Source organism: Providencia sp. wls1922, from assembly GCF_009706505.1.
Taxonomy (GTDB): domain Bacteria; phylum Pseudomonadota; class Gammaproteobacteria; order Enterobacterales; family Enterobacteriaceae; genus Providencia; species Providencia lanzhouensis.
In genome coordinates, this window is sequence record NZ_WLUG01000088.1 from 1 (window position 1) to 24,426 (window position 24,426).

23 protein-coding genes are annotated in these 24,426 nt (G+C 45.0%); 8 read left to right on the forward strand and 15 right to left on the reverse strand.

Annotated elements, in window-relative coordinates:
* The coding region (gene dicD, locus GKR71_RS09575; RefSeq protein WP_442959413.1) for a division control transcriptional repressor DicD at nucleotides 1-524 on the reverse strand (524 nt) is incomplete at its 3' end.
* Between the two features lie 191 nt (nucleotides 525-715).
* Nucleotides 716-1,009, reverse strand: coding sequence for a helix-turn-helix domain-containing protein (locus GKR71_RS09580; RefSeq protein ID WP_036949597.1), 294 nt, complete (start codon nucleotides 1,007-1,009; stop codon nucleotides 716-718).
* 534 nt (nucleotides 1,010-1,543) lie between these two features.
* Here GKR71_RS09580 and GKR71_RS09585 point away from each other — a divergent pair.
* The 8 genes from GKR71_RS09585 to GKR71_RS09620 all read left to right on the forward strand — a co-directional run bounded on the left by GKR71_RS09585 (nucleotide 1,544) and on the right by GKR71_RS09620 (nucleotide 9,726).
* Nucleotides 1,544-2,683 (forward strand): glycerate kinase family protein, encoded by a 1,140-nt coding sequence (locus GKR71_RS09585; RefSeq protein ID WP_154634219.1) that lies wholly within the window; start codon nucleotides 1,544-1,546, stop codon nucleotides 2,681-2,683.
* 144 nt (nucleotides 2,684-2,827) lie between these two features.
* Nucleotides 2,828-3,826, forward strand: coding sequence for a 3-oxoacyl-[acyl-carrier-protein] synthase III C-terminal domain-containing protein (locus GKR71_RS09590; RefSeq protein ID WP_036949599.1), 999 nt, complete (start codon nucleotides 2,828-2,830; stop codon nucleotides 3,824-3,826).
* Nucleotides 3,823-4,830 carry an NAD-dependent epimerase/dehydratase family protein gene (locus tag GKR71_RS09595; RefSeq protein WP_036949607.1) on the forward strand — a complete coding sequence of 336 codons (1,008 nt, stop codon included), beginning with the start codon at nucleotides 3,823-3,825 and terminating at the stop codon, nucleotides 4,828-4,830. Before GKR71_RS09590 ends, GKR71_RS09595 begins: the two co-directional genes overlap by 4 nt.
* Nucleotides 4,827-5,627, forward strand: coding sequence for an MBL fold metallo-hydrolase (locus GKR71_RS09600; protein WP_154634220.1), 801 nt, complete (start codon nucleotides 4,827-4,829; stop codon nucleotides 5,625-5,627). The genes GKR71_RS09595 and GKR71_RS09600 overlap by 4 nt, the downstream gene beginning before the upstream one ends.
* Entirely contained in the window at nucleotides 5,624-6,901 is a 1,278-nt protein-coding gene (locus GKR71_RS09605) for a F390 synthetase-related protein (RefSeq protein ID WP_230085054.1), read from the forward strand. The genes GKR71_RS09600 and GKR71_RS09605 overlap by 4 nt, the downstream gene beginning before the upstream one ends.
* Nucleotides 6,898-7,512: a phosphatase PAP2 family protein gene (locus GKR71_RS09610; protein WP_154634221.1), complete on the forward strand. Its 615-nt coding sequence runs from the start codon at nucleotides 6,898-6,900 to the stop codon at nucleotides 7,510-7,512. Before GKR71_RS09605 ends, GKR71_RS09610 begins: the two co-directional genes overlap by 4 nt.
* The gene (locus GKR71_RS09615; protein ID WP_036949616.1) at nucleotides 7,509-8,633 is read left to right on the forward strand and encodes a sterol desaturase family protein; all 1,125 of its coding nucleotides are present in this window, start codon (nucleotides 7,509-7,511) and stop codon (nucleotides 8,631-8,633) included. Before GKR71_RS09610 ends, GKR71_RS09615 begins: the two co-directional genes overlap by 4 nt.
* Nucleotides 8,620-9,726, forward strand: a complete 1,107-nt coding sequence (locus tag GKR71_RS09620; RefSeq protein WP_036949617.1) for a fatty acid desaturase family protein — start codon at nucleotides 8,620-8,622, stop codon at nucleotides 9,724-9,726. The genes GKR71_RS09615 and GKR71_RS09620 overlap by 14 nt, the downstream gene beginning before the upstream one ends.
* Nucleotides 9,727-9,752: 26 nt before the next feature.
* Here the strand turns inward: GKR71_RS09620 and GKR71_RS09625 are convergent, their stop codons facing one another.
* The 13 genes from GKR71_RS09625 to aspA all read right to left on the reverse strand — a co-directional run bounded on the left by GKR71_RS09625 (nucleotide 9,753) and on the right by aspA (nucleotide 24,142).
* Nucleotides 9,753-10,874 carry an SPOR domain-containing protein gene (locus GKR71_RS09625; protein WP_230085055.1) on the reverse strand — a complete coding sequence of 374 codons (1,122 nt, stop codon included), beginning with the start codon at nucleotides 10,872-10,874 and terminating at the stop codon, nucleotides 9,753-9,755.
* 68 nt (nucleotides 10,875-10,942) lie between these two features.
* Nucleotides 10,943-12,070: a hypothetical protein gene (locus GKR71_RS09630; RefSeq protein WP_154634222.1), complete on the reverse strand. Its 1,128-nt coding sequence runs from the start codon at nucleotides 12,068-12,070 to the stop codon at nucleotides 10,943-10,945.
* On the reverse strand, nucleotides 12,070-14,829 hold the full coding sequence (locus GKR71_RS09635) for a fimbria/pilus outer membrane usher protein (protein WP_230085056.1): 2,760 nt from the start codon (nucleotides 14,827-14,829) through the stop codon (nucleotides 12,070-12,072). Before GKR71_RS09635 ends, GKR71_RS09630 begins: the two co-directional genes overlap by 1 nt.
* 81 nt (nucleotides 14,830-14,910) lie before the next feature.
* On the reverse strand, nucleotides 14,911-15,717 hold the full coding sequence (locus GKR71_RS09640) for a fimbrial biogenesis chaperone (RefSeq protein ID WP_154634223.1): 807 nt from the start codon (nucleotides 15,715-15,717) through the stop codon (nucleotides 14,911-14,913).
* Nucleotides 15,704-16,471, reverse strand: coding sequence for a fimbrial biogenesis chaperone (locus GKR71_RS09645; RefSeq protein WP_230085057.1), 768 nt, complete (start codon nucleotides 16,469-16,471; stop codon nucleotides 15,704-15,706). Before GKR71_RS09645 ends, GKR71_RS09640 begins: the two co-directional genes overlap by 14 nt.
* A gap of 13 nt (nucleotides 16,472-16,484) precedes the next feature.
* The gene (locus GKR71_RS20370) at nucleotides 16,485-17,063 is read right to left on the reverse strand and encodes a fimbrial protein (RefSeq protein WP_036949869.1); all 579 of its coding nucleotides are present in this window, start codon (nucleotides 17,061-17,063) and stop codon (nucleotides 16,485-16,487) included.
* A gap of 21 nt (nucleotides 17,064-17,084) precedes the next feature.
* The gene (locus GKR71_RS20375) at nucleotides 17,085-17,666 is read right to left on the reverse strand and encodes a type 1 fimbrial protein (RefSeq protein WP_154634225.1); all 582 of its coding nucleotides are present in this window, start codon (nucleotides 17,664-17,666) and stop codon (nucleotides 17,085-17,087) included.
* Between the two features lie 22 nt (nucleotides 17,667-17,688).
* On the reverse strand, nucleotides 17,689-18,180 hold the full coding sequence (locus GKR71_RS09660; RefSeq protein ID WP_230083364.1) for a fimbrial protein: 492 nt from the start codon (nucleotides 18,178-18,180) through the stop codon (nucleotides 17,689-17,691).
* A gap of 43 nt (nucleotides 18,181-18,223) precedes the next feature.
* On the reverse strand, nucleotides 18,224-18,949 hold the full coding sequence (locus GKR71_RS09665; RefSeq protein WP_154634227.1) for a fimbrial biogenesis chaperone: 726 nt from the start codon (nucleotides 18,947-18,949) through the stop codon (nucleotides 18,224-18,226).
* An 84-nt stretch (nucleotides 18,950-19,033) separates the two neighbouring features.
* On the reverse strand, nucleotides 19,034-19,579 hold the full coding sequence (locus GKR71_RS09670) for a fimbrial protein (RefSeq protein ID WP_036983844.1): 546 nt from the start codon (nucleotides 19,577-19,579) through the stop codon (nucleotides 19,034-19,036).
* 626 nt (nucleotides 19,580-20,205) lie between these two features.
* Nucleotides 20,206-20,544, reverse strand: a complete 339-nt coding sequence (locus GKR71_RS09675; RefSeq protein ID WP_036955937.1) for a helix-turn-helix domain-containing protein — start codon at nucleotides 20,542-20,544, stop codon at nucleotides 20,206-20,208.
* Nucleotides 20,545-21,254: 710 nt separating this feature from the next.
* A complete protein-coding gene (locus GKR71_RS09680) occupies nucleotides 21,255-22,577 on the reverse strand; it encodes an anaerobic C4-dicarboxylate transporter (RefSeq protein WP_154634228.1) in 1,323 nt (440 codons plus the stop codon).
* Between the two features lie 140 nt (nucleotides 22,578-22,717).
* Entirely contained in the window at nucleotides 22,718-24,142 is a 1,425-nt protein-coding gene (aspA, locus tag GKR71_RS09685) for an aspartate ammonia-lyase (protein WP_036955941.1), read from the reverse strand.
* Nucleotides 24,143-24,426: the final 284 nt, after the last annotated feature.

Sequence of the window (24,426 nt, forward strand, 5' to 3'; positions counted from 1 at the left end):
TCAGAAAGCTGTTGAGCAATTTCCACATCACGGATATCGCGATTAACCAACAAGCGATTTAAACAGCCTTCTAAAACCAACTCCATCTGATTGGCGACGAGTTCTGCATCTTCAATATCTAGCTCATCGAGCAGCTGCTTAGTAAAGCTGAATGAGTTGGATTTTTGCAGGCGGCTTAATTGGTGGATAGGGTGTTCTGGGTCTGGGTAATAGTTGCAGGCAGAAATAAACAGACAGCCAGGGAAACGCCCTTCGCGGACTTTCTCTGCCAGTTGTTGATAACGAGCCATGAGTTTAAGTTGTGGGCTGAGTCGCTCATCTAATAAGGTTTGGCGCTGCCACACTTCAATTTGCTGCCCGTGATAGCGTAGAGAATCATAAACGAGGGCTTCATCATCAGGCCAAAATTGGCGTAAGGTCGTAAAATCGGATTCAATTTCAGTGAGTAAACTTTCTGTCGAGGCAGATAACCCCTGTTGCTCTAACTGGTTTAACGCATGGCTCAAAATAGTGTCGCGCTGGATACTCATCGTTATCTCCATCACAAGATTTGCTAATTTTTCCATCATAGCAATGTTCAAAGTTGATTTATAGGCGTTGATTTTGTCACAAGTATGAGGGTGATAGAGGGGAATTACGGGGAAGTCAAAGAGAGAAGAGGTAGAGAGGCATTACCCTCTCTATACCTAACAAGTTGTTTAGTAGAAATTAATTTCTAGTTAAACAACTTTTTCTCCATATCAATATCGATATGATAAAAATTAAAAATATTTTGCAGGAACTCATCAATATCGTGCTTTTTTAATTCTAAAGCATGCAAAATTCCCAAAAGATTTTGAATAGTAATCGCATTGACACCTCGCTCATAGCGAGAAATCTGTTGTTGGCTGATGCTTAAACGAGAAGCGAGCTCAGCGCCCGTGAGCCCAACGACTTTACGTCGTCGTTTAAGAAATGAACCAATGTAATTGGATACTTCATGGTTATCAAATTGTTGATTAGCTAGCATGATCCCTCCATGCGAGTTTTATTGAGATAATAGTATTCAAAGATAATTAAATATTATTATCTTTAATTGGCGAGAGTAATCTAAAATTGACTGGTTCAATTTAGGAGTATTTAACCGCTAAGTTAAATTAATTACCAATATTTATGACGGATTGATAGGCTATTTTCGATAGTTAATAGCTATTTCGATCACTCAGTTAGTGAGTAAAGGTATAAATAATTATGGATTTTATGTTTGATTATTTTAATTTAATCAATCTAATAATCTAGTTTTCTGGGTTTTGATTGGTTTTTTATGGCGATAATTACTGACTTATTTTTTATAAAAATAACGCAAAAAATAATAATGAAGTATGAATTGGGTAATGGGCTGTTACACTTATATATATATTATTCATAAATATGTTTCGAGAGAAAGATTTATATTTACTTCGTCATAAAGATACAGATTTGTTTATTGATTATCGGTATTATTTTAAATAGTTTATAGAAATAAAAATAAATATGACATTGTGCAAATAAGGAATGCGGATTAATGAAAATTATCATTGCACCTGATTCTTTTAAAGAGAGTATGAGCGCCGAGCTTGCGGCTCAATCAGTCATAAAAGGCTTTCGACGTGTGTTTCCTGACGCGGTATATATTTCACTGCCAGTGGCTGATGGTGGAGAGGGAACCGTGGATGCGCTTATTGCGGCACTGCACGGTGAAAAAATATCGGTTACCGTGGCAGATCCATTGGGTCTCCCTGTCATGGCTTACTATGGGCTATTAGCTGAAAGTAAGACGGCGGTGATTGAAATGGCACAAGCCAGTGGGTTGATGCTAGTGCCTATTGCCAAGCGAAACCCGATGCTGACGAACAGCTATGGTACGGGAGAGTTGATCGCCAATGCGCTTGCTCAAGGGGTTGAGCGGATTATTCTAGGGATTGGCGGGAGCGCTACAGTGGATGGCGGCGTTGGTATGTTGCAGGCGCTGGGTGTGCGATTTTATGATGAAAATCATCAATTACCGGGAACCACGGGTAATATCCTTTCACAGATATCGCATATCGATATTCAGCAACTTGACCCGCGGTTATCTCAGTGCAAAATCGACATTGCTTGCGATGTGAGTAACCCATTGGTAGGAGAACACGGCTCAGCGGCGGTTTTTGGTCCACAAAAAGGGGCAACGCCAGAAATGGTGGCTGAGTTGGATAATGGATTAAACCAGTTTGCGGCGCTTCTTCAACAGTTAACGGGGACTGACTATCGTTATCTTGCCGGTGGCGGCGCGGCGGGGGGGATCGCCGTTGCAGCAGCTGCACTACTCGGCGGTGAGCTTAAATCTGGTATTGAGATTGTGATGGACGCTTTAGCGTTTGAGCAACACTTACAAGATGCTAACTTGGTGATCATCGGGGAAGGTAGTATGGATGGGCAGACCGCAGGAGGAAAAGCGCCCATCGGCATTGCGAGACTCGCGGCAAAACATCAGGTTCCGGTTATTGCATTAAGCGGTGTGTTAGGGGATGGGGTAGAAGGATTGCACCAAGAGGGTGTAACGGCGGTATTTAGCATTCTGCCAAGATTGTCTTCCCTTAGTGAGGCGCTCAATCAGGGGGCTGAAAACTTAGAAAATACAGCATGCAATGTGGCTCGAGTATTAAATATGGGTCGCCACCTTTGAAATAAAAGCGAACCTATTTATTTGATGAAAAATAATCTGACTTATCCAATATTTATGTTATATGCACTTTTTCCGATACCATGATGGCGGGTTATTTGGTAAATGAAGGGTAATAAAGCAATAAACTACAAGAATAGGTAAAAAATGCTTAACCCCAACACGTTTGTGCCACTGAAAATTATTGCTTCTGGCATCGCACTACCCGCACATAAAGTATTGTCGATGGATTTGGATAAGCAGCTGAATAAACCGAACGGTTACGTTGAAAAACGTTCGGGGATCCGCTGGCGCTACCATGCATCAAATACCGATAGCCAAGCTGAATTAGCTGCTTCAGCAATTCACGATGCATTAACTCGCCACCATATTGACCCTGCTTCAGTGGATGCCTTGATTTGTGCATCGGCTATTCCTGTCCAAGCCCTACCTTGTAGCGCAGCTCATATTCTTGCAAGTTCAGCACTTCATTCGGGTATTGCCTGCTTTGATGTGAATGCGAGCTGTGTGAGTTACTTATCGGCGTTGCAAATTGCGGGTGGGCTACTCACTACCCATCAGTATCGCCGAATTGCAATTGTCTCTGCGGATATTGCCTCTCGGGGGATCGATTGGGAACATGAAGAATCCTCGCTTATTTTTGGGGATGGTGCGGCTTGTACTCTTGTTGAACGCGGTGATGGGAATAGCGGTATTTTGGCATTTCGTCTAGAAACCTATCCTGAAGGATTAGATCTCTGTGAAATTCGCGCGGGGGGCACTCGTCGTAATCCACGTTCAGGGATGGAGCCGAGCGATTTCTTATTCCACATGAAAGGCAAACCTCTATTCAAGATGGCATCCGCCATGGTTGAGGATTTTATGGAGAGAATACTGTCTCAAGCGGGAGTGAGCTTAGCGCAGATTGATACGGTGGTTCCCCATCAAGCGAGCCACTTATCCTTGGAACATATGCGTAAACGCCTGGGTGTTACCGCCGAGCAGTTAGTCGATATCTATGCCACACACGGCAACCAAGTCGCGGCATCAATTCCTTCCGCGCTGCATGAAGCCATTATTACCGACCGTTTTTATGGCAAATCCCACGTAATGCTGGTAGGAACCGCAGCCGGTTTAGCGTTATCCGCACTGGTTCTTATACCATGAAAATCTTAGTCACAGGTGCGACCAGCGGGCTTGGGCGCAATGCCACAGAAATCTTGCTACGTGATGGGCATCAGGTGGTGGCTTGCGGGCGTGATTTGGCTATTGGTCAGGAGTTAACGGATGCGGGGGCGGTATTTATTCCCGTAGAACTGGCAACATTAACACCGGAAACCGCGCGTGAATTGATGGCAGGGTGTCAGGTAATTTGGCACTGCGCCGCACTGTCGGCGCCATGGGGTGCGCGTGAAACATTCGAAGCCATTAATTGGCAAGCCACCAAAACCTTGGCGCAGACTGCGGCAGAGCAAGGTATCGAGCGGTTTGTGCATATCTCCACCCCTGCAATCTATTTTAATTTTACTCACCAGCACAATATTTTCGAATCAACGAATAACACGCAATTTGCTAATGATTATGCGCGAACGAAGTTCCTTGCCGAGCAAGAAATTGCCAAGATAGTACCGAATTATCCCTCAACCACCTTTGTGATTTTGCGTCCTCGAGGATTATTTGGGCCTCATGATCGGGTTTTATTGCCGCGTTTGATGGCGCAAGTCCGCGCCCGCCATGGCAAATTGGTGCTGCCGGCAGGGGGCAAAAATGCCTTCGATTTGACCTACGTTGAAAATGTGGTGGATGCCATGATGTTGGCAACCCAAAAACCGTTAAAAAATGGCTCGATATTTAATATTACTAACCAAGATCCTCAACCGTTAGCCACCACATTAAAAATGCTATTTAAGCAAACAGGCACTGAGTGCCAGATTAAATCAGCCCCTTATTCGCTATTATACGGTGTGGCGTTTTGTTTAGAAAAATTAGCGATTATGCAGCGAAAAGAGCCGTTATTAACCCGTTATAGCCTCGGCGCTGCTTATTTCACGATGATTTTAAACAATCAACGCGCTCAGCAGGAACTCGGTTACATCCCACGCTATTCCATGGCGGAGGGCATCGCACGCACCGCAAAATGGCTTAATGAAAACCAAGAGGGCAAACTATGATGAACATTCGGGTATTTGAAGTGGGATATTGCACCCATCCCGGTTGTGTTGCCCTCAAAGGTGCCAGTATGAAAGCGTGTAAATTCCCCGCGCGGGCATGGCTGATTGAGGGGCATGGCCAGCGCTGGCTGTTTGATACGGGGTATGCCGACCATTTTTATGATCATACCCGTGAAGGCATCATTCGGTTGTATCGAGCGGTTACGCCGGTTTATTTTGATACCAAAGATGCTCTCGTTTCTCAGCTCAAGGCGGATGGTATCACGCCTGCTGATATTACAGGCGTCATTATTTCCCATTTCCATGGCGACCATATTGCGGGGCTGCGGGATTTCCCTTCAGTACCGCTGATCTGTTCGGGGGAAGGGTGGAAAAAAACGCGTAACCTAACCGGATTTTCCGCATTACGTAAAGCTTTTGTGCGTGGGTTAATCCCTGAAGATTTCGAAGAAAGAGCACGGCTTTATGAAGGCTTTGAGCGTATTGAGCTGCCTGAAGCCTTAGCCGAATTAGGATTTGGCTACGCAATAAACCCAGAAAAAACCTTAATTGCGGTGCCATTACCGGGTCATGCCGCGGGGCATACTGGGTTATGCGTGGCAACGGATGATGGCTGGATTTTGCTGGCGGGAGATGCGGCATGGTCACCAACGAATTACCGAGAATTGCGCGGACCAATGGCGGTGGCGAATTTAATTATGGATGACCGCCAAGCCTATTACGACACGCTCAATAAATTGCATCAGATTGATAAACGCCAGATACCGATCCAACTGTGTCATGAGGGTGAGCTGTGAAACTGCTGAAAATTCTGTGGTATTACTGGCAGGCTCGCCGACTGCGTTTTACGGATAGCGCAGCGCTAGAGGCATATCAACAGCGAAAATTATCGGCATTTACGCAGCGTTTTTTACGGCGTAGTCCCTATTTTGCGGCATATTGTCAGCAAGCACTTACTCAGTGGCCTGTGATGAATAAAGCTTTGATGATGCAGCATTTTGACCGCATGAACACCCAAGGGCTGAAAGTGGATGAGCTGCTTGCCTGCGCGAAACAGAGCGAATCCTCCCGTGATTTTTCTCCAACAGTGGGGGAATTTAGTGTGGGGTTATCGTCAGGGACATCAGGAAAACGTGGGGTGTTTGTGGTCAGCCCAAATGAGCAAGCTCGCTGGTCGGGAACCATGCTCGCTAAGATGCTACCAGATGGATTATTTGCTGGAGAGCGCGTTGCACTGTTTCTACGTGCAAACAATAACTTATATGAAAGCGTGAATAACCGCTGGCTCTCATTTCAGTTTTACGACCTGCTGGGGGATTTTGATGAGCATCTTGCTGAGCTTAATCAATGGCAGCCTACCATTATTGTTGCTCCTGCACAGGTGCTGGTAGAAATTGCAAAGCGCCAGCAGCGAAATGAGTGCTCACTAACCCCGAAAAGGGTGATATCAGTGGCGGAAGTGCTAAATGCGGATGATAAAGCCCGGCTAAAAACCGTTTTTGCAGATGTCGGCGAAGTGTACCAAGCGACGGAAGGTTTTCTTGGTTGCACCTGCCCTCATGGCACATTGCATCTGAATGAAGCTTTTTTGCATATCGAAAAACAGTGGATTGATGAACGCCGCTTTTCACCGATTATCACCGATTTTACGCGGCAAACTCAGCCCATTGTGCGCTATCAGCTGGATGATATTTTGGTCGTTAGGGAGACCCCATGCCCCTGTGGTGATGCTCAAATAGCCATTGAATGCATCGAAGGGCGTAGTGATGACCAAATAGTTTTAACCAATCAACAAGGTGAGCCAATAACCTTATTTGCGGACGCCTGTAACCGAGTGATGTGCAATACGTTACCGATAGAAACAGATTACCGACTTCATCAACAGGGGCAGTTATTCACCTTATCCGCGGATTGTGAAGACACGGCGCTGTTGGCATGTAAGCAAGCACTAACTGACTACTTCGAACTGCAAGGCGCAGTGACTGAGCATCTTCAGTGGCAACTCAACACCACCTTGCCCGAGACGACAATGGCAATCAAACGTCGGCGGATCACGCGGGAGGTACCATGATAACGTCGATATCAGTGTGGCAGCGCGTGGGGTATTTACTATTAGGTTGGGGATGTGTTGGGGTTATCTACTCTTTGACGGGGCATATTTATTCCTCTGCGCACGTTATTTCCCCCTCGATCATTGATGATGCCATCGGTTATTCGCCAAATGCGATATGGCTTTATCTCTCATTTTTCCTTTTTATTCCTTGCGGTTATCTGCTGAGTCACGCAGAAAAAGTGAAGCCGTTAATGTGGCAGATGATCCTCTGTGCGGTGCTATCTGGCACGGTGTATTTGATTTATCCAACCACGGCAGAATTCCCTCAAAATATAGGGAGTGGATTGACTCAGCAGGCACTTGCCAGGTTATTGCAGGTGGATACGTCGCAAAATATGCTGCCTTCGCTCCACGTGTCGTTAACATTAATTGCGTGGTGGGCTCTGTGTCGAAAAGGTCAATTTTTGAGAAACCTCTTGTGGCTATTGTGGGCGTTGATGATTATTTTTTCTGTCTTAATGCTGAAGCGGCACCTATTTATTGATGTGGTTGGCGGCGCGGTTTGTGCGTGGATAGCGATAACGGTTGTTCGCTTATGGGCGGCTTATCCGTCACGGAGAGTGCGATGAATGAACTGACATTTCCCATTATCTTTATGGTGGCGATTGTGATGGTGGAAGCGCTGATTATTGCTCGCCAAAAGCGCGTTTCATTCAGTTGGCAAGATGTGGTTTTTAACCTTAATTCCGGGCATATCATGCTGTGGCTGTTCCGTGGATTAGAACTATTTTGCTACGGTTTTGTGGTCACGCATTTTTCTTTTGGTCTTACCGATAGCTGGCCAACGTGGTTGGTGTGGTTGTTTACGTTAATTGCTTGGGATTTAGGATTTTATTGGCTACATCGTTTGCACCATCGTTACCGTCTTTTGTGGGCCGTGCATGTGGTGCACCATCAAGGGGAGCATTTTAATCTCTCATTAGGGGTACGTAATTCGTGGTATTCCTCACTCACTTCGATTCCTTTCTTTCTGTTATTGGCGTTGATGGGCGTGCCGCTCACTGTTTTTATGACGATATCTGTGCTTCATTATACGATTCAATTTTTTAACCATAGCGGGTTAATTCCCCGTTTTAAATGGCTGGAATCATGGATGGTGACGCCGCATCATCATCGGGTTCACCATATAAAAACGGGTGGGTACGCCAATCGTAATTTTGGCGGTAGCTTTATTATTTGGGACAAGCTGTTTGGGACGTTTTCTGAATCTCCTGAAACACCGCATCAATACGGTATCGGTGGTGAGGTAGCGACGGAAAACCCGCTGATTGACAGCAATCGTCCATTCTTGCGTATCTTGGGCGTGAAAAAAACGAATAAACCAACGCATTCCCCTCGTTATCACATCGGAAAAATGGGGCTTGTAGGCGGGACATTGCTGCTGTTCGCGTTGGTGATTGGCTATGTGTATCGCTATGGGTACGGTTTTAATGGCACGACCCTTGAGCAAGTCGGGTTATTTATTCTGTTAGCGGCAGGAACTGTCGCATTATCTGGCTTATCAAGCGGTTATGGCTGGGGGAAATGGAGTTGGTTTACGGTGGCCAGCCTGATGCTGTTATTGATCATTATTGCAGGTTGGTTGACACCATTTTGGCTGGTGGTGGGGGCGCTATTATGGTTGCACAGCGCTGCTGTGCTAATGGGCATAGGAATAACGCCTGTGGATAGACGTGATGTACAAGCCTAAACCATTACCGCCCCTCGCTTTTCGCCAGCGGGATGACTTGGCTTTTCACCGTGCATTGCAGCAAGCGGCAAAGGGGTATCTGCAAGAAAAAGGCGATCACCGCTTTGCCGATGGCTGGGTCTATCTCAAAAGTTTTATGCTGATTTTGGTGTGCTTAGGCAGCTACGGGCTAATGCTCAGCTCCCAAGGTGGAATACTGTTTTTTGTGGGTTATCCGCTGTTTATTTTCTTTGCCTTATTGTTGGCGATTAATATGGTGCACGATGCCTCCCATAACGCCGTTTTTCAGCGAGGAGCACTTAACCGGATTGTGAACTTTTGGGTGACAATTCCTTTAGGGTTAGATCCTGATTGTTGGCGTGTGCGGCACATTGTTTTTCACCATTCCCATACTAATGTTCGTGATTATGATCTGGATATTGAAGAGAATTTTTTACTGCGCCAAACTCCATACCAACGCTGGTATCCGTTTATGCGTTGGCAGCATTTGTATTGGCCGTTGATAGCGGCAATGACGTTTCCCGCGCTGATTTGGGGCTACGATTGGTTTGACCGTTTTCATTTCACCCGCGTCGCGCCAAAAATGCGCTATCAAGGTGCGAAAGGTATTGGGGTATTTTTTCTGAGTAAGAGCCTGCATCTTGCCTTGGCCATATTATTACCCTATTGGGTGTTATCCCCGTATGGCATCGGTATTGGCACATTGTTGGGTGTTTATCTGCTTAGCCAAATGTTCGCGTCATTTATTTTTGTGGTGCTGATTTTAGGTACTCATTGGGCGAAGGCCACCTTTTATACGGCACCGGATTCAGGGCGTATGGAGCAAGGGTTTTATACTCATACGTTTTCAACGACCTATGATTGGCAAACCACGCCGAAGTGCCTAACTTACTGGCTCGGCGGACTGAATTTGCATCTGACCCATCATTTATTCCCCAATTGGCACCACCGACATTACCCTGCGCTTGCTCGTATTATTCAGCAAACTGCCGCGCAATTTGGCATGGATTATCACTGTGTTGATGCCAAAACTTTGTGGCGTTATCAGCAGCGGTTTTTAAAGCGAATGGGGACAGGGGAAGGGGTTAGGTAAGCGATAATCGCCTACCTAACCGTGGGTTAGTGTAGCTCAGATTGAACTTGCTGTAAGCTACGTACCCACGGTTTATCCCGTTGAAATGCAGACGGTAAGCTTGGTATGGCGTGTTTTGCGGCTCGGAGCGTTGGGTATTCGCCATACACTAATATATACCATTGGCGGTTATTTCTTACCGTTTCATAGACCAAATAATTACGTAATTTATGTCGACGAGCACGTTCATAAAGCCCTTCAGGGCTGCTTGCGCTGCCTAATTGCAATGTGTAATGGCGAGGGGAAGCTGAGCGAATATCGCCACCTAAGTTAGTGCTCACTGAGGTGTGTTTCGCCACCGGAATCGTCACCTCTATCGGTTTGCTAGGCATATCGATTGGCACTGATTCTAGCTGTTCAGTTTCACCTTTGTGTTCTGACGGGGGCAATACAAGGGTAATGATCACTTCAGTCGGTTCGTCAGAAACGGTTTCATTTACCATTGACGCTGTTTGCTGCTGAATATGGGCTTTATGCGCAGCGGCGAGCATTAAGCGTTCACGGTGCTCGGCAATAGGTTGCCATATTTTAGTCAGTTCCTTTTGCAATAGGCGCAATGTGGCATAAATCCGATGCGGTCGGTGGTTGTTTAAAACTTCCAGTAGCACCTGATTTCCCTTGGCAGAGAGCTCGATAGCATTAACTTGCGGTTCAGCGTGAACGGGCTCGGTCATCGGTAGGCTGATTAAGTTGTACGAATATTGCTGGCAACGTTGTTCATCAACCGCTTCTGTGGTGACAGTGGTATCTTCCTGAATGTCATGCAATGCCTGTTGCGCTCTTTCACGCACTTCATTATTCGCGGCAATGGCTTTTTCCAGCCACCAAATTGCGCAGGCTGAGTTTTGAGGACCTCCTTCACCCGTGAAAAACAGAATCCCTAAATGGTATTGACCGAGGGGATAGCCCTGCAATGCGGATTGCTGAATATAGTAGCGCCCTTTGGCGAGATCTACAGGGACGCCATCTCCATTGATGGATTGCACACCAAGGTCGTGAATTTGCTCAAGGGATGTTGGCGATGTGACTGAAAGTGCAGGGCGGCACAATAGAAGCGAAATACCCATGAGCAATAAGGTGAAAACGCAGTGGCGGTGAGTGGCTATCATGGCATTCTCATCGTTGAATGATAAAGGCTTAGTGGTTTGTGGTGAAAACCACTAAGCGGTTAGGCAGGTTATTCCCAGTCAAGAGTGACGGTGGCGGTGGCAGAAGCGGCGCCAGATTTAAAACCTTCTCCAAGCGCACAGAGGCTAAAACGGTAAGGGACTTGATGTGGACCAACGGTGAGCTCACCTAAATCAACGATATGTGAGAGGGGCTTACCGTTTGTTAGAGTAAAATTTACACCGTTATTATCGCAAGGGGGATAAAGAGACTTAATGGAGGCTCGTATGGTCGCAGGTGCCACCTCTCCAGTGGTATCCATTGTCATTTTTAAGTCGTTTGTGTATCCTTGATGCGTTCCATTTAGTGTCAATTTAGCGGGAGCATGAGCACCATTATCTCCAGTGCAGTTGATCGTAAAATTCCCATCAACTACCCCTAAAACATCCTTACGATTTCCTCCTGGTGTACCGGATGTATTGCCTTTCCAATCCCAAATATTCACTTTGCCGAAATCAATTTTAGGTGGGGTGTTGATGGTGCATTGGATTGGCGGAGCATAGGTAAATTCAATACGATTAGAGAGGTGGACACGCATATCTCCCACTTCCAGATTAACATCTCCTGAATATGAATAAGTACCAGGTTTCACTGAATCACTGATATATAACGCAACCTGTAAATTTCTAGCCTGATATAAGTTATTTCCAGTAATGCGAATGGGGATACCTGTGGACTTTAGTCCTGCTTCATATTTATAAATTCCGCTATTTTTGAAAACGTTAACTGTGTTTTGGTTTTGTATACTGGATGCTTTCGGTTCTGCATTATATTGGTAATCAACTCTAACGTTATAACGGCTGGAGGCAGTGTAGGACATTCCTGAAAAAGTGAGTACTATACCAGGCTCAAGAACCACTCCGTGGTGGCCATCAACAACTCCCCAGTCGCTTCTGGAAACAGTAGATACTACTGTTCCATGAATAACACTCTCCGCACCTCCTTCATAGTAAGGTCTTTCTTCTTTAGTGATAGCTTCACCTGTCCATACTCTTTTCCCGGATTCCCTAAATACTGCTCCGCTAGGAAAACTCCAGTTATCAGCACTGTAACTAACAGCTGTGAATGCATTGTATATAATTAAACCTGCCGCGGCTGACCACACTTTTCCCCAGCGTTTTTGATTGTTCAATTTCATTATTTTTCTCCTGCTGGCGACTGTAACCAACGTGTTTTATTGGGTTTTTGATGTAAAGGCTCGATATTTTCCATTGGAGCAGGTACCTGCTGAGCCGTTTGGGATGTATTCGATATCACAGGCTGAGCCTGCGGTTGCCCACTCACACAGCGATAAGAGACTTGGCGGATTGGCATATCGGCTGAAACGTCAACATGGCGCAAATCGAAATTTACCTGACATTGTTGTGCGGCTGTCTCTCCCCACTTCACTAACAATTCCCCGGTTTCTGGTAACCCTGTGAGGTACACCTGCCCGGCATCCCCCACAATGCTGCTCATGTTGTCAGCGCTGCTATCGGAAATTAAGGTGGCAATTGCCCCAAATGGCACATACTTGGCACCCTGTTTTAAGGTCATGAGCACTTGGTAGCCGATACGGGTACGGAAACTGGCTTTCACCACTGCGCCTTTGGTGGGGTAAACGTTGGTATTGGATTGCGGTAAATCGACGTTTTCAGGCAGCGTGCTTGGGTCTAAGCCAATGCTGTTTTTGTTATAGTCGGAAAGATAAGGCGCCACGGCGTAGCCGCGCCAATCGGTCACGGCGGTTCCGCCATTAACACTGACGCCTTCGGCACCCGGTGCACTGATCAGCGCGACAGAATCCCCCATAGAGCGGCTTAAAGTCAGCCCTTCGGCGTGGAGCAAGGCGCCGCCGCTGGCATTCATATTGATTGACTGAGAATTATTGCTATAACTATAACCGGTACTGATGCTGCCTTTATCGCCTTGGTAGCCCGCATTCAGGTTGGTGTTGGCGATTTGCCCTTTATTTCCCCAGCTTTGTGATGCGCCATAAGACAGCTTGCCATCCAGCATGTTGCCGCTCAGGCCGCTATTATTTTGCGTGCGTCCATTTTGGTCATGACTCATGGAGTAGGTGGCATAAATCGACTGCAAATTACGGTCTTGAGTAAATACACTAAACGGCACGCTTAAGTTGAAGGAGAGCTGGCGGTTTTCCGGCCAGTTATTACGGCTGTCTTTCACGCGGTCGATATTGTAGTTCACACCGTAACTGACCCCTTTAAAGCTGTTGCTGTAGCCCATGGATAAACCCGTTAACGTTCGGCTGCTGCCCCAGTAATCATCACTATTAGCGCGAAAATGCAGTGAGCCATACTGTTGCATCTGTTGGCTGAGCTGGGTTTGGAAGCTGCTGCGACGACGCTGTAAAGTCCACGGGCTAAGACCCTCTTCAAGGCGATAACCTTGGCTGTTAAATTCGCTAAAATTATAGAAATGCTCGGTGGAGTAACGTAATGCAGTTAAATCCACCGACGTGCCGGTTGCCATTAAGCTTTTTGAGTAACGGATACGGTAAGATTGCCCCGTTTTTCGCTCGCTAGAGCTGGTAACTGGGTTGGAATAAGTAAATTTAGCCGATGAGTGCGTGACGTCCGTGGAGACAGCACCGAAGTCACCTAAAGAGACTCCTGTTCCTAAACTCAGAGATTGATAATCTTTTGCCAGCAAGGCGCCGCCATACACCGTGACATCGTTATGCAGCCCATAAACAGCAGTACCGAGAATAAAGTCAGAACGACGTGAGCTGGTGGTCAAGTTGCCATTGTAACGACCGGAGGCCACTTCGTATTTCCAGCCACCGGGGCGCAACATCACGGGTAAAGATGAGTAGGGCACCACAAACTGGCGCTCAGCGCCATCGGCTTCGGTGACCGTGACGTCATAATCCCCGGATAAGCCCGCTTGCTGGATATCATTGATATAAAAGGGCCCTGGAGCCACATAGGCTTCATACACGATATTGCCATTTTGGCGAATAGTGACGCGAGCGTTGCTGTTGGCAACACCACTGATCGCCGGCGCATAGCCGCGTAATTGGCTTGGCAGCATTTGCTCGTTAGAGGTTAGCTGCACGCCCTTAAAGGGCACACCATCAAACACATCGCTGCCCGTGCTGCTTTCACCGACTAACAATGTCGAGCGTAATGCACGAATATCCCGTGATAGGGTGGTATTGGAAAAGTAGGTTTGGGTGTTGGTCGTGGCCGATTGGTTCTCGCTCCCGCTGTATTCGAAACGGGAATGGGTGAGGTTACTGCGCAGACGCCACGGCCCTGCATTGGCACCCAAGCGTGCGGACGCAAAGACGTTGGTATTTTGGTTTTTTTTGCCGTGATCATAGCGACTGGTGGTACGACCCGCACTGACGTTATAGTTCGCCATTAACGCAGGAATGCCATCGTCCCATAATGACGGATCGGCATTACGATTGACTTGAGATTGCATCGCCACTTGCGGCACGCTGATGTTTAATCGCAAGCGTGACAAATCTAATCGGGTTGTCGCTTGTGGGATCAGTGCGCCTAAATCTGAAATAAACTCGCCGTTAGGTAAGTCTTTCAGGACAGGAATTTGCGGCACATTGACCCCAAAGGTGTCGAGTTGCTCAGGGGTTAATTCCGGTGCGATTTCACCGTGGGTATTTTTGATAAAATTAAGCGTGAATTGCCCCACGTCCTGTTGGTTCACAAATACGGAAACGGTGTATTCCCCTTCGGCAACGCCACCGACTTGTGAGAAGGCGGATAAATCCACGTCTGTGTTTTCACCTGCAACCCCTAAAAAACTGGGATCAAAGTAATCTTCGGCCTGTGTTGGAGCGACCGCCAATAGCAATACACACGCCAGCGGGTGATAACGGAAAAAAGGGATTTTTGGCTGATTTTCAGCAATTTTATGGGCTTTTTTCATGATCTTCCTTTATCTTGCGAATGCAAGAATCCCCCCGTTGCCAATGCGCATCGGGTGAATGTGTTTATCTGTCGGGTGTGGTTACATTGCTGAGAGTTGGCGTGTTCTCATTTTGTCGGTTCCGCCATCGTCTTCCATGAGCTGCCAATGAATGTCGCTTCCCATATGGCTGGCATCAAGGGGCCACTGCGCCTCCCCAAAGGGGGGGATCATGCGTGAGGAACTTAAATTCAGGGCGTTCTTCCCCACCGACAGTGACGCTAACGTGACATAAAAAGGCGTCGGGTTTTTCAGGGTTAGCGTGTTTTTTGTATGCTGAAATTGCAGCTGTTCGGCGATGTTGTCGAGATGATGTTCCGGTAATCCCGCGGGGCGATAAAACAGCTTCAGATTATTTTGTACGGCAAGGATCATTTGCGCGCCTTCCGCCGCCTCTTTTGATTGCGCGGGGATCGCCGTCAGTGACAACTGCGCAATCGACTCTTTATCTTGCGCGAGTAAATGATGTTTTTGAAGAATGCGCAATGTGAGTGTTTCACCCGGTTCGAAGCGCTGTAACGGCGGTAAAGCAATGAATGCCGTCAAATTTTCATCGGCGGCTTCGGTATTTTCGTTCGCCGTTTTGCTTGATGAATTCCCTTCCCACGGCAAGAGGCGCGCCTGCAATAAATACGGTATCGCCGTATTATTGGTGATAGTGTACGTCACCCCGTTTTTGGCATCATGGGGGTAGATAATACGGGTTGAATGCAGTGTCAGCCCATTAATTTGGTCTTGGATGTTATTTGCCCATACAGTCTGGGTAAAAAGTGAAGCCAATAGGGCAATCCCGCTAATTAGGCGATACAACGCAGGTTTTTTAATCTTCAATAACTTAATGTTGTTCATCGCGAATATCTCCTGATTGAACCTTCCCCTGATACGCGGGGCTCATATCCCCATAATCCGTAATCACTCTCCACTCTGCACGTGTAGCACCGCCTTTGACGGGGTAAATTTGGGTGGAGAAGGGGGCAATCATAGGGTCCAGTTCTCGTACATCAATGGGGTGCTGATCCACACTCAATTGCGCCAAGGTTATGTAATACGGCGTTGGGTTACTGACTTCGAGCTGTTGACCTTGCTGGCGAAACGTCAGTTGGCTTGAAGCGGTTTCGACGCTCATGGGTAACCCTTTCGGGCGATAAAACAGTTTGATCACGTTGCGGATCCCCACAGAAACTTGCGCACTGGTCATCTCGCCTTCGGGGGCATTCGCTTTTGTGGTGGAAGGGATCGCTAATAAGCTTAAATAAAACACGGATTCTCGGTCTGTCGGCAGCTCTGCGGTACCATTACGCACAATGAGCAGCGTATTTTGGCTCTCTTTTTCTAAGCGAGACATGGGTGGTGTCACAATAAACGGGGGCGCGGGTTTGTGGGCATTCCCCTCAGGCGTATTGAGGACATCGGCTTTGATTAAGTAGACCTGCGGGCTGCTATTTTTGATGGCAAGTTTTGTATTTGGATTGGCTGCATCAAAGACGACGCGAGTTTGAGCCAAACGCAGTCCGCCTTCTGCTGCGAAGGATAGCGTCGAAAAACTGCTGCATATCAATAAAATAATTAGCGCGCGGTAGTCAAAGAAACGATTTAAAAACATACGTATTACCCAATTAGTCATATACGAAGCTAAACGTGACGGTTGCTGTGAGTTCACCGTTCTGTAAATTGTCACTGGCTGTGCAGGTGCCGCAGGCCAGCTCGGCAGTAAAATCAAGTGAGCTGTTTAAGCTTGCGACATCGCTGGTTCCATCCGGTGGCCATTTTTGGATGGTAATCGCCTCATTGCCGGGTTTCGCAGTATTGTCATTGGCATTGAAAACATTATTCCCCTGGGTGGATAGCTTAATGCCATAGCCTTTTGCGGTGCTGGATGCATCGGCATACAGCGGTTCATTGTTATCTGCGGTGAACGTGTTCCCTTTGACCGCAATTCTGGGTGTTAAAAAATAGCCCTGGCACCCTGAGAGGGTTAACCTGAATCCGCTACGTTGCGGATTTTTCCGAATTTCATCGTAGGGCAGTGGTGCGCCATTGTTATACGTGACGGTATTTGGCACCGTCACATCGCAGCTACCACCATAAAAAAAGGCGGAAAAGGAGAGGGTGGTTGAGGCACTGCCTGCCTGTAATTCACTGGCTGGTAATAGCAACCCTACAATCACGCTAAAGAAAGACAGTTTTCGTATCATTGTTATTAGCAGCCTTCAAAATCAGTGATAGATAAAATTAAACGTTAGTGAGGCGGTTAACTCGCCACCTTGTAAGTTATCAGCAGTACAGGTTCCACAACTGACGGTTGCTTTCAGGGGAATTTTTCCCTCCAATGTGCTGGCAAAGGTTTTATCCCAGTTTGTGGTGGTGAGTGGCTTGATTTCTTTACCCGTTGCCAGGTTGTCACTTTGGTTAAAATTACTGTTACCGTCTGTGGATAATAAAATGCCATAACCTGTACTGGTGCTGCCGGCACTCACAAACAGCGCTTCACCGGAGTCACTATTGGTGTCCCCTTCGAGGGTTATCGAGGGTTTTAACCCGTAACCTTTACAGCCAAGAATGGTGAGATCAAAAGTTTCGCTGATATCGCTGGTGGTGGTGATATCTTCAGCAGGAATCAGATCCCCGTTACGAATCGAAACAGTTGAGGGCGCGGTAATTTGGCAGCCACCACCGACAATGCTGGCACTGATTTTAGTGGTGGCCGAGGTTGCCGCCATCGCGGATTGTCCCAGACTTGCCGCATACAAGGCGGTGGGGATGAGCAGGGAATAGAGTGACTTTTGAGTCAGTGTCATGATGATTTCCTATTTTTAGGTCTTACTGAAAAATAAGGTTAAACGTCAATGAGGCTGAGAATTCACCAGGAATGGCTTCCCCATCCACGGGCCCCACTAAACCCACGAGAAAAGTCTCTTCGGTTTGGTGATGGTTCTCTTTGGTCAGTGGCGTTAAGGCAATCTGTTCACCGCGTTTAAAGGCTTTGCTTGTGTCATAAAAATCACTCAGGGAGAGCGGCGTGCCATCACTGAGGCGTAACATAAACCCTGTGCTATTTGGGGTACCATCCAAGAAAATCGTGCTTTCGTTATAGGGGGTATTTCCCTGTAATGTAATTTTTGGGGTCAGATTGCCCGTTTTATCCACACAGATAAATTGCGCTTTCAAGGGCTTAATTTGATGCGTGGTCACTGCGCCTTGAAAATCGGATGTGCGCATCGGGGTAAATTGCAATGAGTTAGGAATGCGAATTTCACACCCAACATCATCAGTAATGAGCGCTCTAATCTCGGTCTTTTCGGCCTGTGCCATGTGCCATCCGTTAAGTAACATGGCGAAAAAAAACATGCATAATTTATTGAATTTGCGCATGAAACTCGTCCTTTCCGCCATAGTCATTAATGGCTTTCCATTCAACCGAGCCTTGTCGTTGAACATGGGAATAGGTGATGCTGCTAAACGGCGCAATCATGTTATTTCCCTTTTTGGTACTCAGAGAAACGGGTTTATTGGCAATTTTTACGCTGTCTAAGGTGATGTAGTACGGGGACGGATTGGACACTTGAACCCCATTATTTACACTCGAAAATTTCAGCGATTTCATGGCTTGTGGCTGGGTCATGCCTAACTGATTCGGGCGATAAAACAGCTTAATGATGTTTCCCGTCGACACTTGTACGGCACCATCAATATGATTTTGTGGGGTATTCAATCCTTTTTCGCTGGTCGGCATGGCGATGGTACGAAAATAAAAAACAGATTCTTTATCTTGCGGGAGCGCCACACTGTTTTTCATTATACGGACTTGATTGGTCGACCCTTTTTCTAAGCGGAATAAGGAGGGCGTCACCACAAAAGGGGTTTCTCCTTGCTCGCCATAAGGGTCACGCAACATTTGTGCTTTGACTAAATAAGGCGTGAGTGACTGGCTTGAGCTGGTGATACCCACACTTTTTCCGGTGGTGTTATCACTTTCTGAAAAGATAATTCGAGTGGTGTCGATAGCGATCCCGGCTATCGATGAACCTGATAGCAATAGCAAGCCACCGCAGATCCCTTGCATAAATCGGTTATTTCGCATTTGTCTATCCTCATAGTTTTCGTGGCAGAATATAGGTAAGACGGAGCCCGCCTTACCTCAATCGACTGAGTTAATTAAATCGAATTAGTCAACGATATAAGCCACTAAGATGGGTGCGCTGTAGGAATCTGCTTTCGGAGTGGTCGTGGTTGTTGCCATGCCAACTTTGAATGTGTATTGGGCTGCTGTTTCACCTGCGCCAATTTCAACTTTTGTACCACTACCGTTGGTGATGCGCTTGTTGGCTTCATCTTCAATCATAAAACCAACAGTTTGAGAATCTGTTGCAACAAAGATGTCTTGTTGGTTGTTGCCGACAGAAGTGATCCCTTGAATGATTAAGTTACCTTCCTCACCCTCAGCACAACCCACTAAAGTCACTGGCATATCAACGGTTGTAGAGGACATTGCATTGACAGCGGCAAAGTCTGAATCTGCTTCACCCACAGACGTTTTTAAGACACCTACGTTTAAGACTGATTTACCGCCATTGATGGTGACATCACAGGTTGTGTTGGTCAGGATCCCTTGCAGAGTGACTTCTGCAGAAGGTGCTGCCATTGCGTTCAGGCTTAAAGCTGACAGGCTCATAAATAAAGCAGTAGAAAGTGCCGTTGTTTTAAATGACATAATTAGTATTCCTATTTGTCCAAAGTTAAATAATTAAATTGATTGTATATGCTCGTATTCCATGACTTATTTCGTTATAGATATATACGTATGATGCCGATATTATCTATTTACCTAGGCTAAATTTAGGTTGAATCAGTTATAAACATTCAATTTAAAGTTTCGCTAATTTCCTTTATTCCATTCCTTAGATATAAAGGGGATACTCTCTTGTTCTAAAAAAGAGAATATTACCTTTATTCTTAGTGCTCGATTTATTATTCACTAACCTATAATAAATAAGCATGAAAAGTAGGGCGCCATATGAATAGAATGGCGCTCCATGGATTTATCAGAGTGTTAATTTTCTATATTTAATAGATTAATTTTTTCACATGTATTTAATGGCTAAGTATAAATAACTGTTTAGGTGGTTAGATTAAGTTTTCAGCTGTGCTGAAATAATTTAAATGTTTAATATATTTATCATTAATACGATAAATAGGACTTTTAAAAATATTTTTATTTATAAAATCATATTGTTATTGGTAAAGCTCCATTGGAGTAGGGGTATTGCTATAATAAAAATAAAAGTTATTCTTTATTGTTAAGATATAATGAATTAAACATGTAGGGAAAATATATGCCTACTTTATAAATGAGCTATTTAACAGTGAGATATCTTTACTGCCAACACTGCTTAGCTTAAATTTCATTATGGAAACTCGAATAACGGTTCTATCCAAAAAGTCCTGAATAGGCATTTTTAGTACATTTAAAACCTGTACTAGCATATCTATTGTAATGTTGCAGATACCTCGTTCATAACGAGAAACTTGCTGTTGAGAGATATTCAATAAATTTGCTAAATCTTTTCCACTGAGCGAACGACGCTTTCGTAATAAATAAATTTCATAACCCACTGCTTTTGTATAAATAGTTATACCCTTCTTGGGTGAAGGGCTATTACCGTCTGTTTCTTTCATTGTATGCATTCCTTCCAAACAGCATCACTTAATAAAAGTCGTATTTAGGTGAATACGAAGGATTGATGAAAACGTTGTGTGAGGAAATTATTTCACTCCGTTTTCTTCTAACTAATTTACGTGACGTTTTTTATAAAATCAAATAATGCAAATATAGTGAAATAGTCGAAAATTTTAAATTAAACACATAAGGTGAGTAATATAAAATAATAAAGCTAGCGTTAGGTGGTGATAAGGGGAGTAGACTCTTTGAGAGCATCTTTATTAAATAGTGATATAATCTTATTTAATTCGTTATCGGTACATAATAAAGAATATAATTCTGGCTTTTACATTTATTAACAACTGGTCACTAAATTGTGACGCATCAATTCTTTCTTGCGCTCAAAATCATCTTTTTTTATCTATTAATTGTTATTTTTCATTATTTTATGTGATTTATTTTTAGCGTTTTATTCAATTTTAAATATGACAAATTGTTTCAGTTTGTTTAAATGAAAAGAATTGTTCTATTTTGAACAGGTATATTTACGTAGTTGTAAATACTTAAATTTAAGCGTGATTAGACCGTTTTTTCTGTAATGGAATACAGCCAGTTTAATTATTATCTATTTTAGATATTCTAAATGGGTGGGAGATTTAGTGCAGACATAAAAAAACCGTGACTAGAAAGCCACGGTTTCTCTGTTCCTAAGTCATTGCATTGATGACTACAGGATCATACCGCCGAACAGGAAGCCGAAGGTAACGGCCAGTGCCACAGCGATGGTACCCGGAATAAAGAATGGGTGGTTAAAGACGAATTTACCGATGCGAGTTGTACCGGTGTCATCCATTTGTACTGCCGCAACCAGAGTTGGGTAAGTAGGCAGGATGAACAGACCAGATACGGCTGAGAATGAAGCGATAGCGGTTAATGGGCTAACGTTCAGTGCCAGAGCCATCGGCATCAGTGCTTTCGCTGTTGCTACTTGAGAGTACAGAAGCGCAGAACAGAAGAAGAAGATAACCGCTAACATCCATGAGTGTTCGTGGATTAAGTCACCCGCAGTTTCTTTGATCCAATCAATGTTGTGTTGTACGAAAGTATCACCTAACCATGCAACACCTAATATACAGATACATGCGCTCATACCTGCTTTGAAGGTACTAGAGTTCAGGATTGCATCAGTGTTTACACGGCACAGTACAGTGATTAACGTAGCCACAGTCAGCATGATAATCAGGATAGCGTTAGTGGTGTTCATCAGTGGGGTTGCCACAATGCCTAAACTTGGGCTGTTGATGATTGCGTAGCAAACTACACCAACAACGCCGAGTAAGAACAGCAGAACAGACGCTTTAGCACCTGGTTTGATCTCTTTAACTTGGCTACCGCGCAGTTCAACTAAGCCTTCAGCTAAACGTTTTTGGTAGATTGGGTCATCAGACAGTTTAGAGTTAAATGTCCAAGAGATAATGAAAGACATCAGGATGATAGCTAAGAATGTTGCTGGTAATAAAATACCTAACAGCGTGATATAGCTAACGGTGTTACCTGCACCAACCATTGCTGGGTTTTCCATGACAGATGCCATGTAAACAACTGCCGCAGAAATTGGAGATGCTGTGATACCAATCTGAGCTGCAACAACCGCTGTAGACAGTGGGCGACATGGTTTCACGCCTTGTTCTTTCGCCACTTCTGCGATAACTGGCAGAGTTGCTAATGAGATATTACCTGTACCTGCGAACAGAGTCAGGAAATAGGTCACGATAGGGGCAAGGATAGTGATGTATTTTGGATTGCGACGCAGTAGTTTTTCTGTTTGAGCAACCAAGTAATCCAAACCACCCGCAATTTGCATTGCAGAGATGGCGGCAATAACTGCCATGATGATAGAGATTACGTCAAAAGGAATGGTTCCCGGTTTCACGCCAATTGCAGCGAGCACCAGAACACCAAGGCCACCGGCAAAACCGATACCTATCCCTCCAAGACGGGCCCCTAAAAAAATGGCCAGCAGAACAATGACAAATTCTACGGCTAACATAGTGTTTACTCCTCGACAAAAATGAAAATTATGAAACTGTTATGTTAATTATTTGTGTGTGCATTCATGAAAAAAGGCACGCTATCCGGTGGAAAGTCGTGCCCTTATTCTTAAGAATTATTTATGCTAAACATAAATAATTAGTCGTCAAATCTTTTTGCTTTATATGCTGGATGTTTTAGGTTCTCAACAGAGAAGATATCATCCAGTTGCGCTTCGGTCAGCAGTCCGCGTTCTAGGACAACTTCACGTACGCTCTTACCTGTTTCTGCACAGATTTTACCCACGATATCACCGTTGTGGTGACCGATGAATGGGTTCAGGTAAGTTACGATACCGATAGAGTTGAATACAAACGCTTCGCAGATTTCTTTGTTAACAGTGATGCCGTTAACGCATTTTTCTACTAAGTTGCGGCATGCATTGCTCATCAGAGAAATGGATTCGAACATCGCTTGACCGATTGCTGGTTCCATTACGTTTAATTGTAATTGACCTGCTTCAGCAGCCATCGTTACACAGATGTCGTTACCCATAACTTTGAAGCATGCTTGGTTAACAACTTCAGGAATTACTGGGTTAACTTTTGCTGGCATGATAGAAGAACCTGCTTGTAATTCTGGCAGATTAATTTCTTTCAATCCTGCGCGAGGACCAGAGGAAAGTAAACGTAAGTCGTTACAGATTTTAGACAGTTTAACTGCTAAACGTTTCAGGCTAGCGTGAACAGTGATGTAAGCACCACAGTCAGAAGTTGCTTCGATTAGGTCTTCTGATGGTACGCATGCTAAACCTGTTACTTCTGCTAATTTTTTAACAGCCAGTTCTTGGTAACCAGGGGCTGTGTTCAGGCCAGTACCGATAGCAGTTGCACCTAAGTTAACTTCGAGCAGTAAATCGATGCTACGTTTCAGATTTTTTTCTTCTTCTTTAAGAAGAGTTGCGAAAGCATGGAATTCCTGACCAACAGTCATTGGTACTGCGTCTTGTAATTGAGTACGACCCATTTTCAGGATGTCTTTGTACTCTTCTGCTTTACTTTCAAAACCTTTTTTCAGGTAAGTAACAGAATCGATTAATTTCAGAACAGAGTTATAAACCGCGATACGGAAACCGGTAGGGTATGCATCGTTGGTAGATTGGCTTTTGTTCAGATGGTCATTTGGGTTTAAGAATTCATACTCACCTTTTTTATGACCCATCAGTTCAAGACCGATGTTTGCCAGAACTTCGTTGGTATTCATGTTCAGTGATGTGCCCGCACCACCTTGGAATACGTCAACTGGGAACTGATCCATGCATTTGCCTTCATTCAAAACAACGTCACATGCTTTGATGATGGTATCTGCGATATTACGAGGAATAGTGTGCAGTTCTTTGTTAGCTAGTGCGGCTGCTTTTTTTACCATTACCATGCCGCGAATAAATTCTGGGACATCGTTAATGGTGCGGTCGCTGATATAAAAGTTTTCAATCGCACGCAGAGTATGAACACCATAATAGGCATCGGCTGGAACTTCTTTTTTACCTAACAGGTCTTCTTCGATACGAGTATTGTTTGACATGAGAACCTTCTTAATTAGATTACAGTTACTGTCCGTTTATGCGCTTTTAAAAATATATCCTAAAACTAAACTTCTAGGTGATTACCACCTATTACTCCTTTATCAGTATTATGTTCTACTGACTTATGGGGTGATCATATGCCCTTTATCACCCCATACCTTGAACCTAGATCATTTTATGGATTGATTAGTGCAATAGAATTTATATTGTGTGATTTAAATCACAGATAAGCCTTGTTAATGATCTTAGTCCATGAGTTGAAAATCACGATCAGAGACCCAAT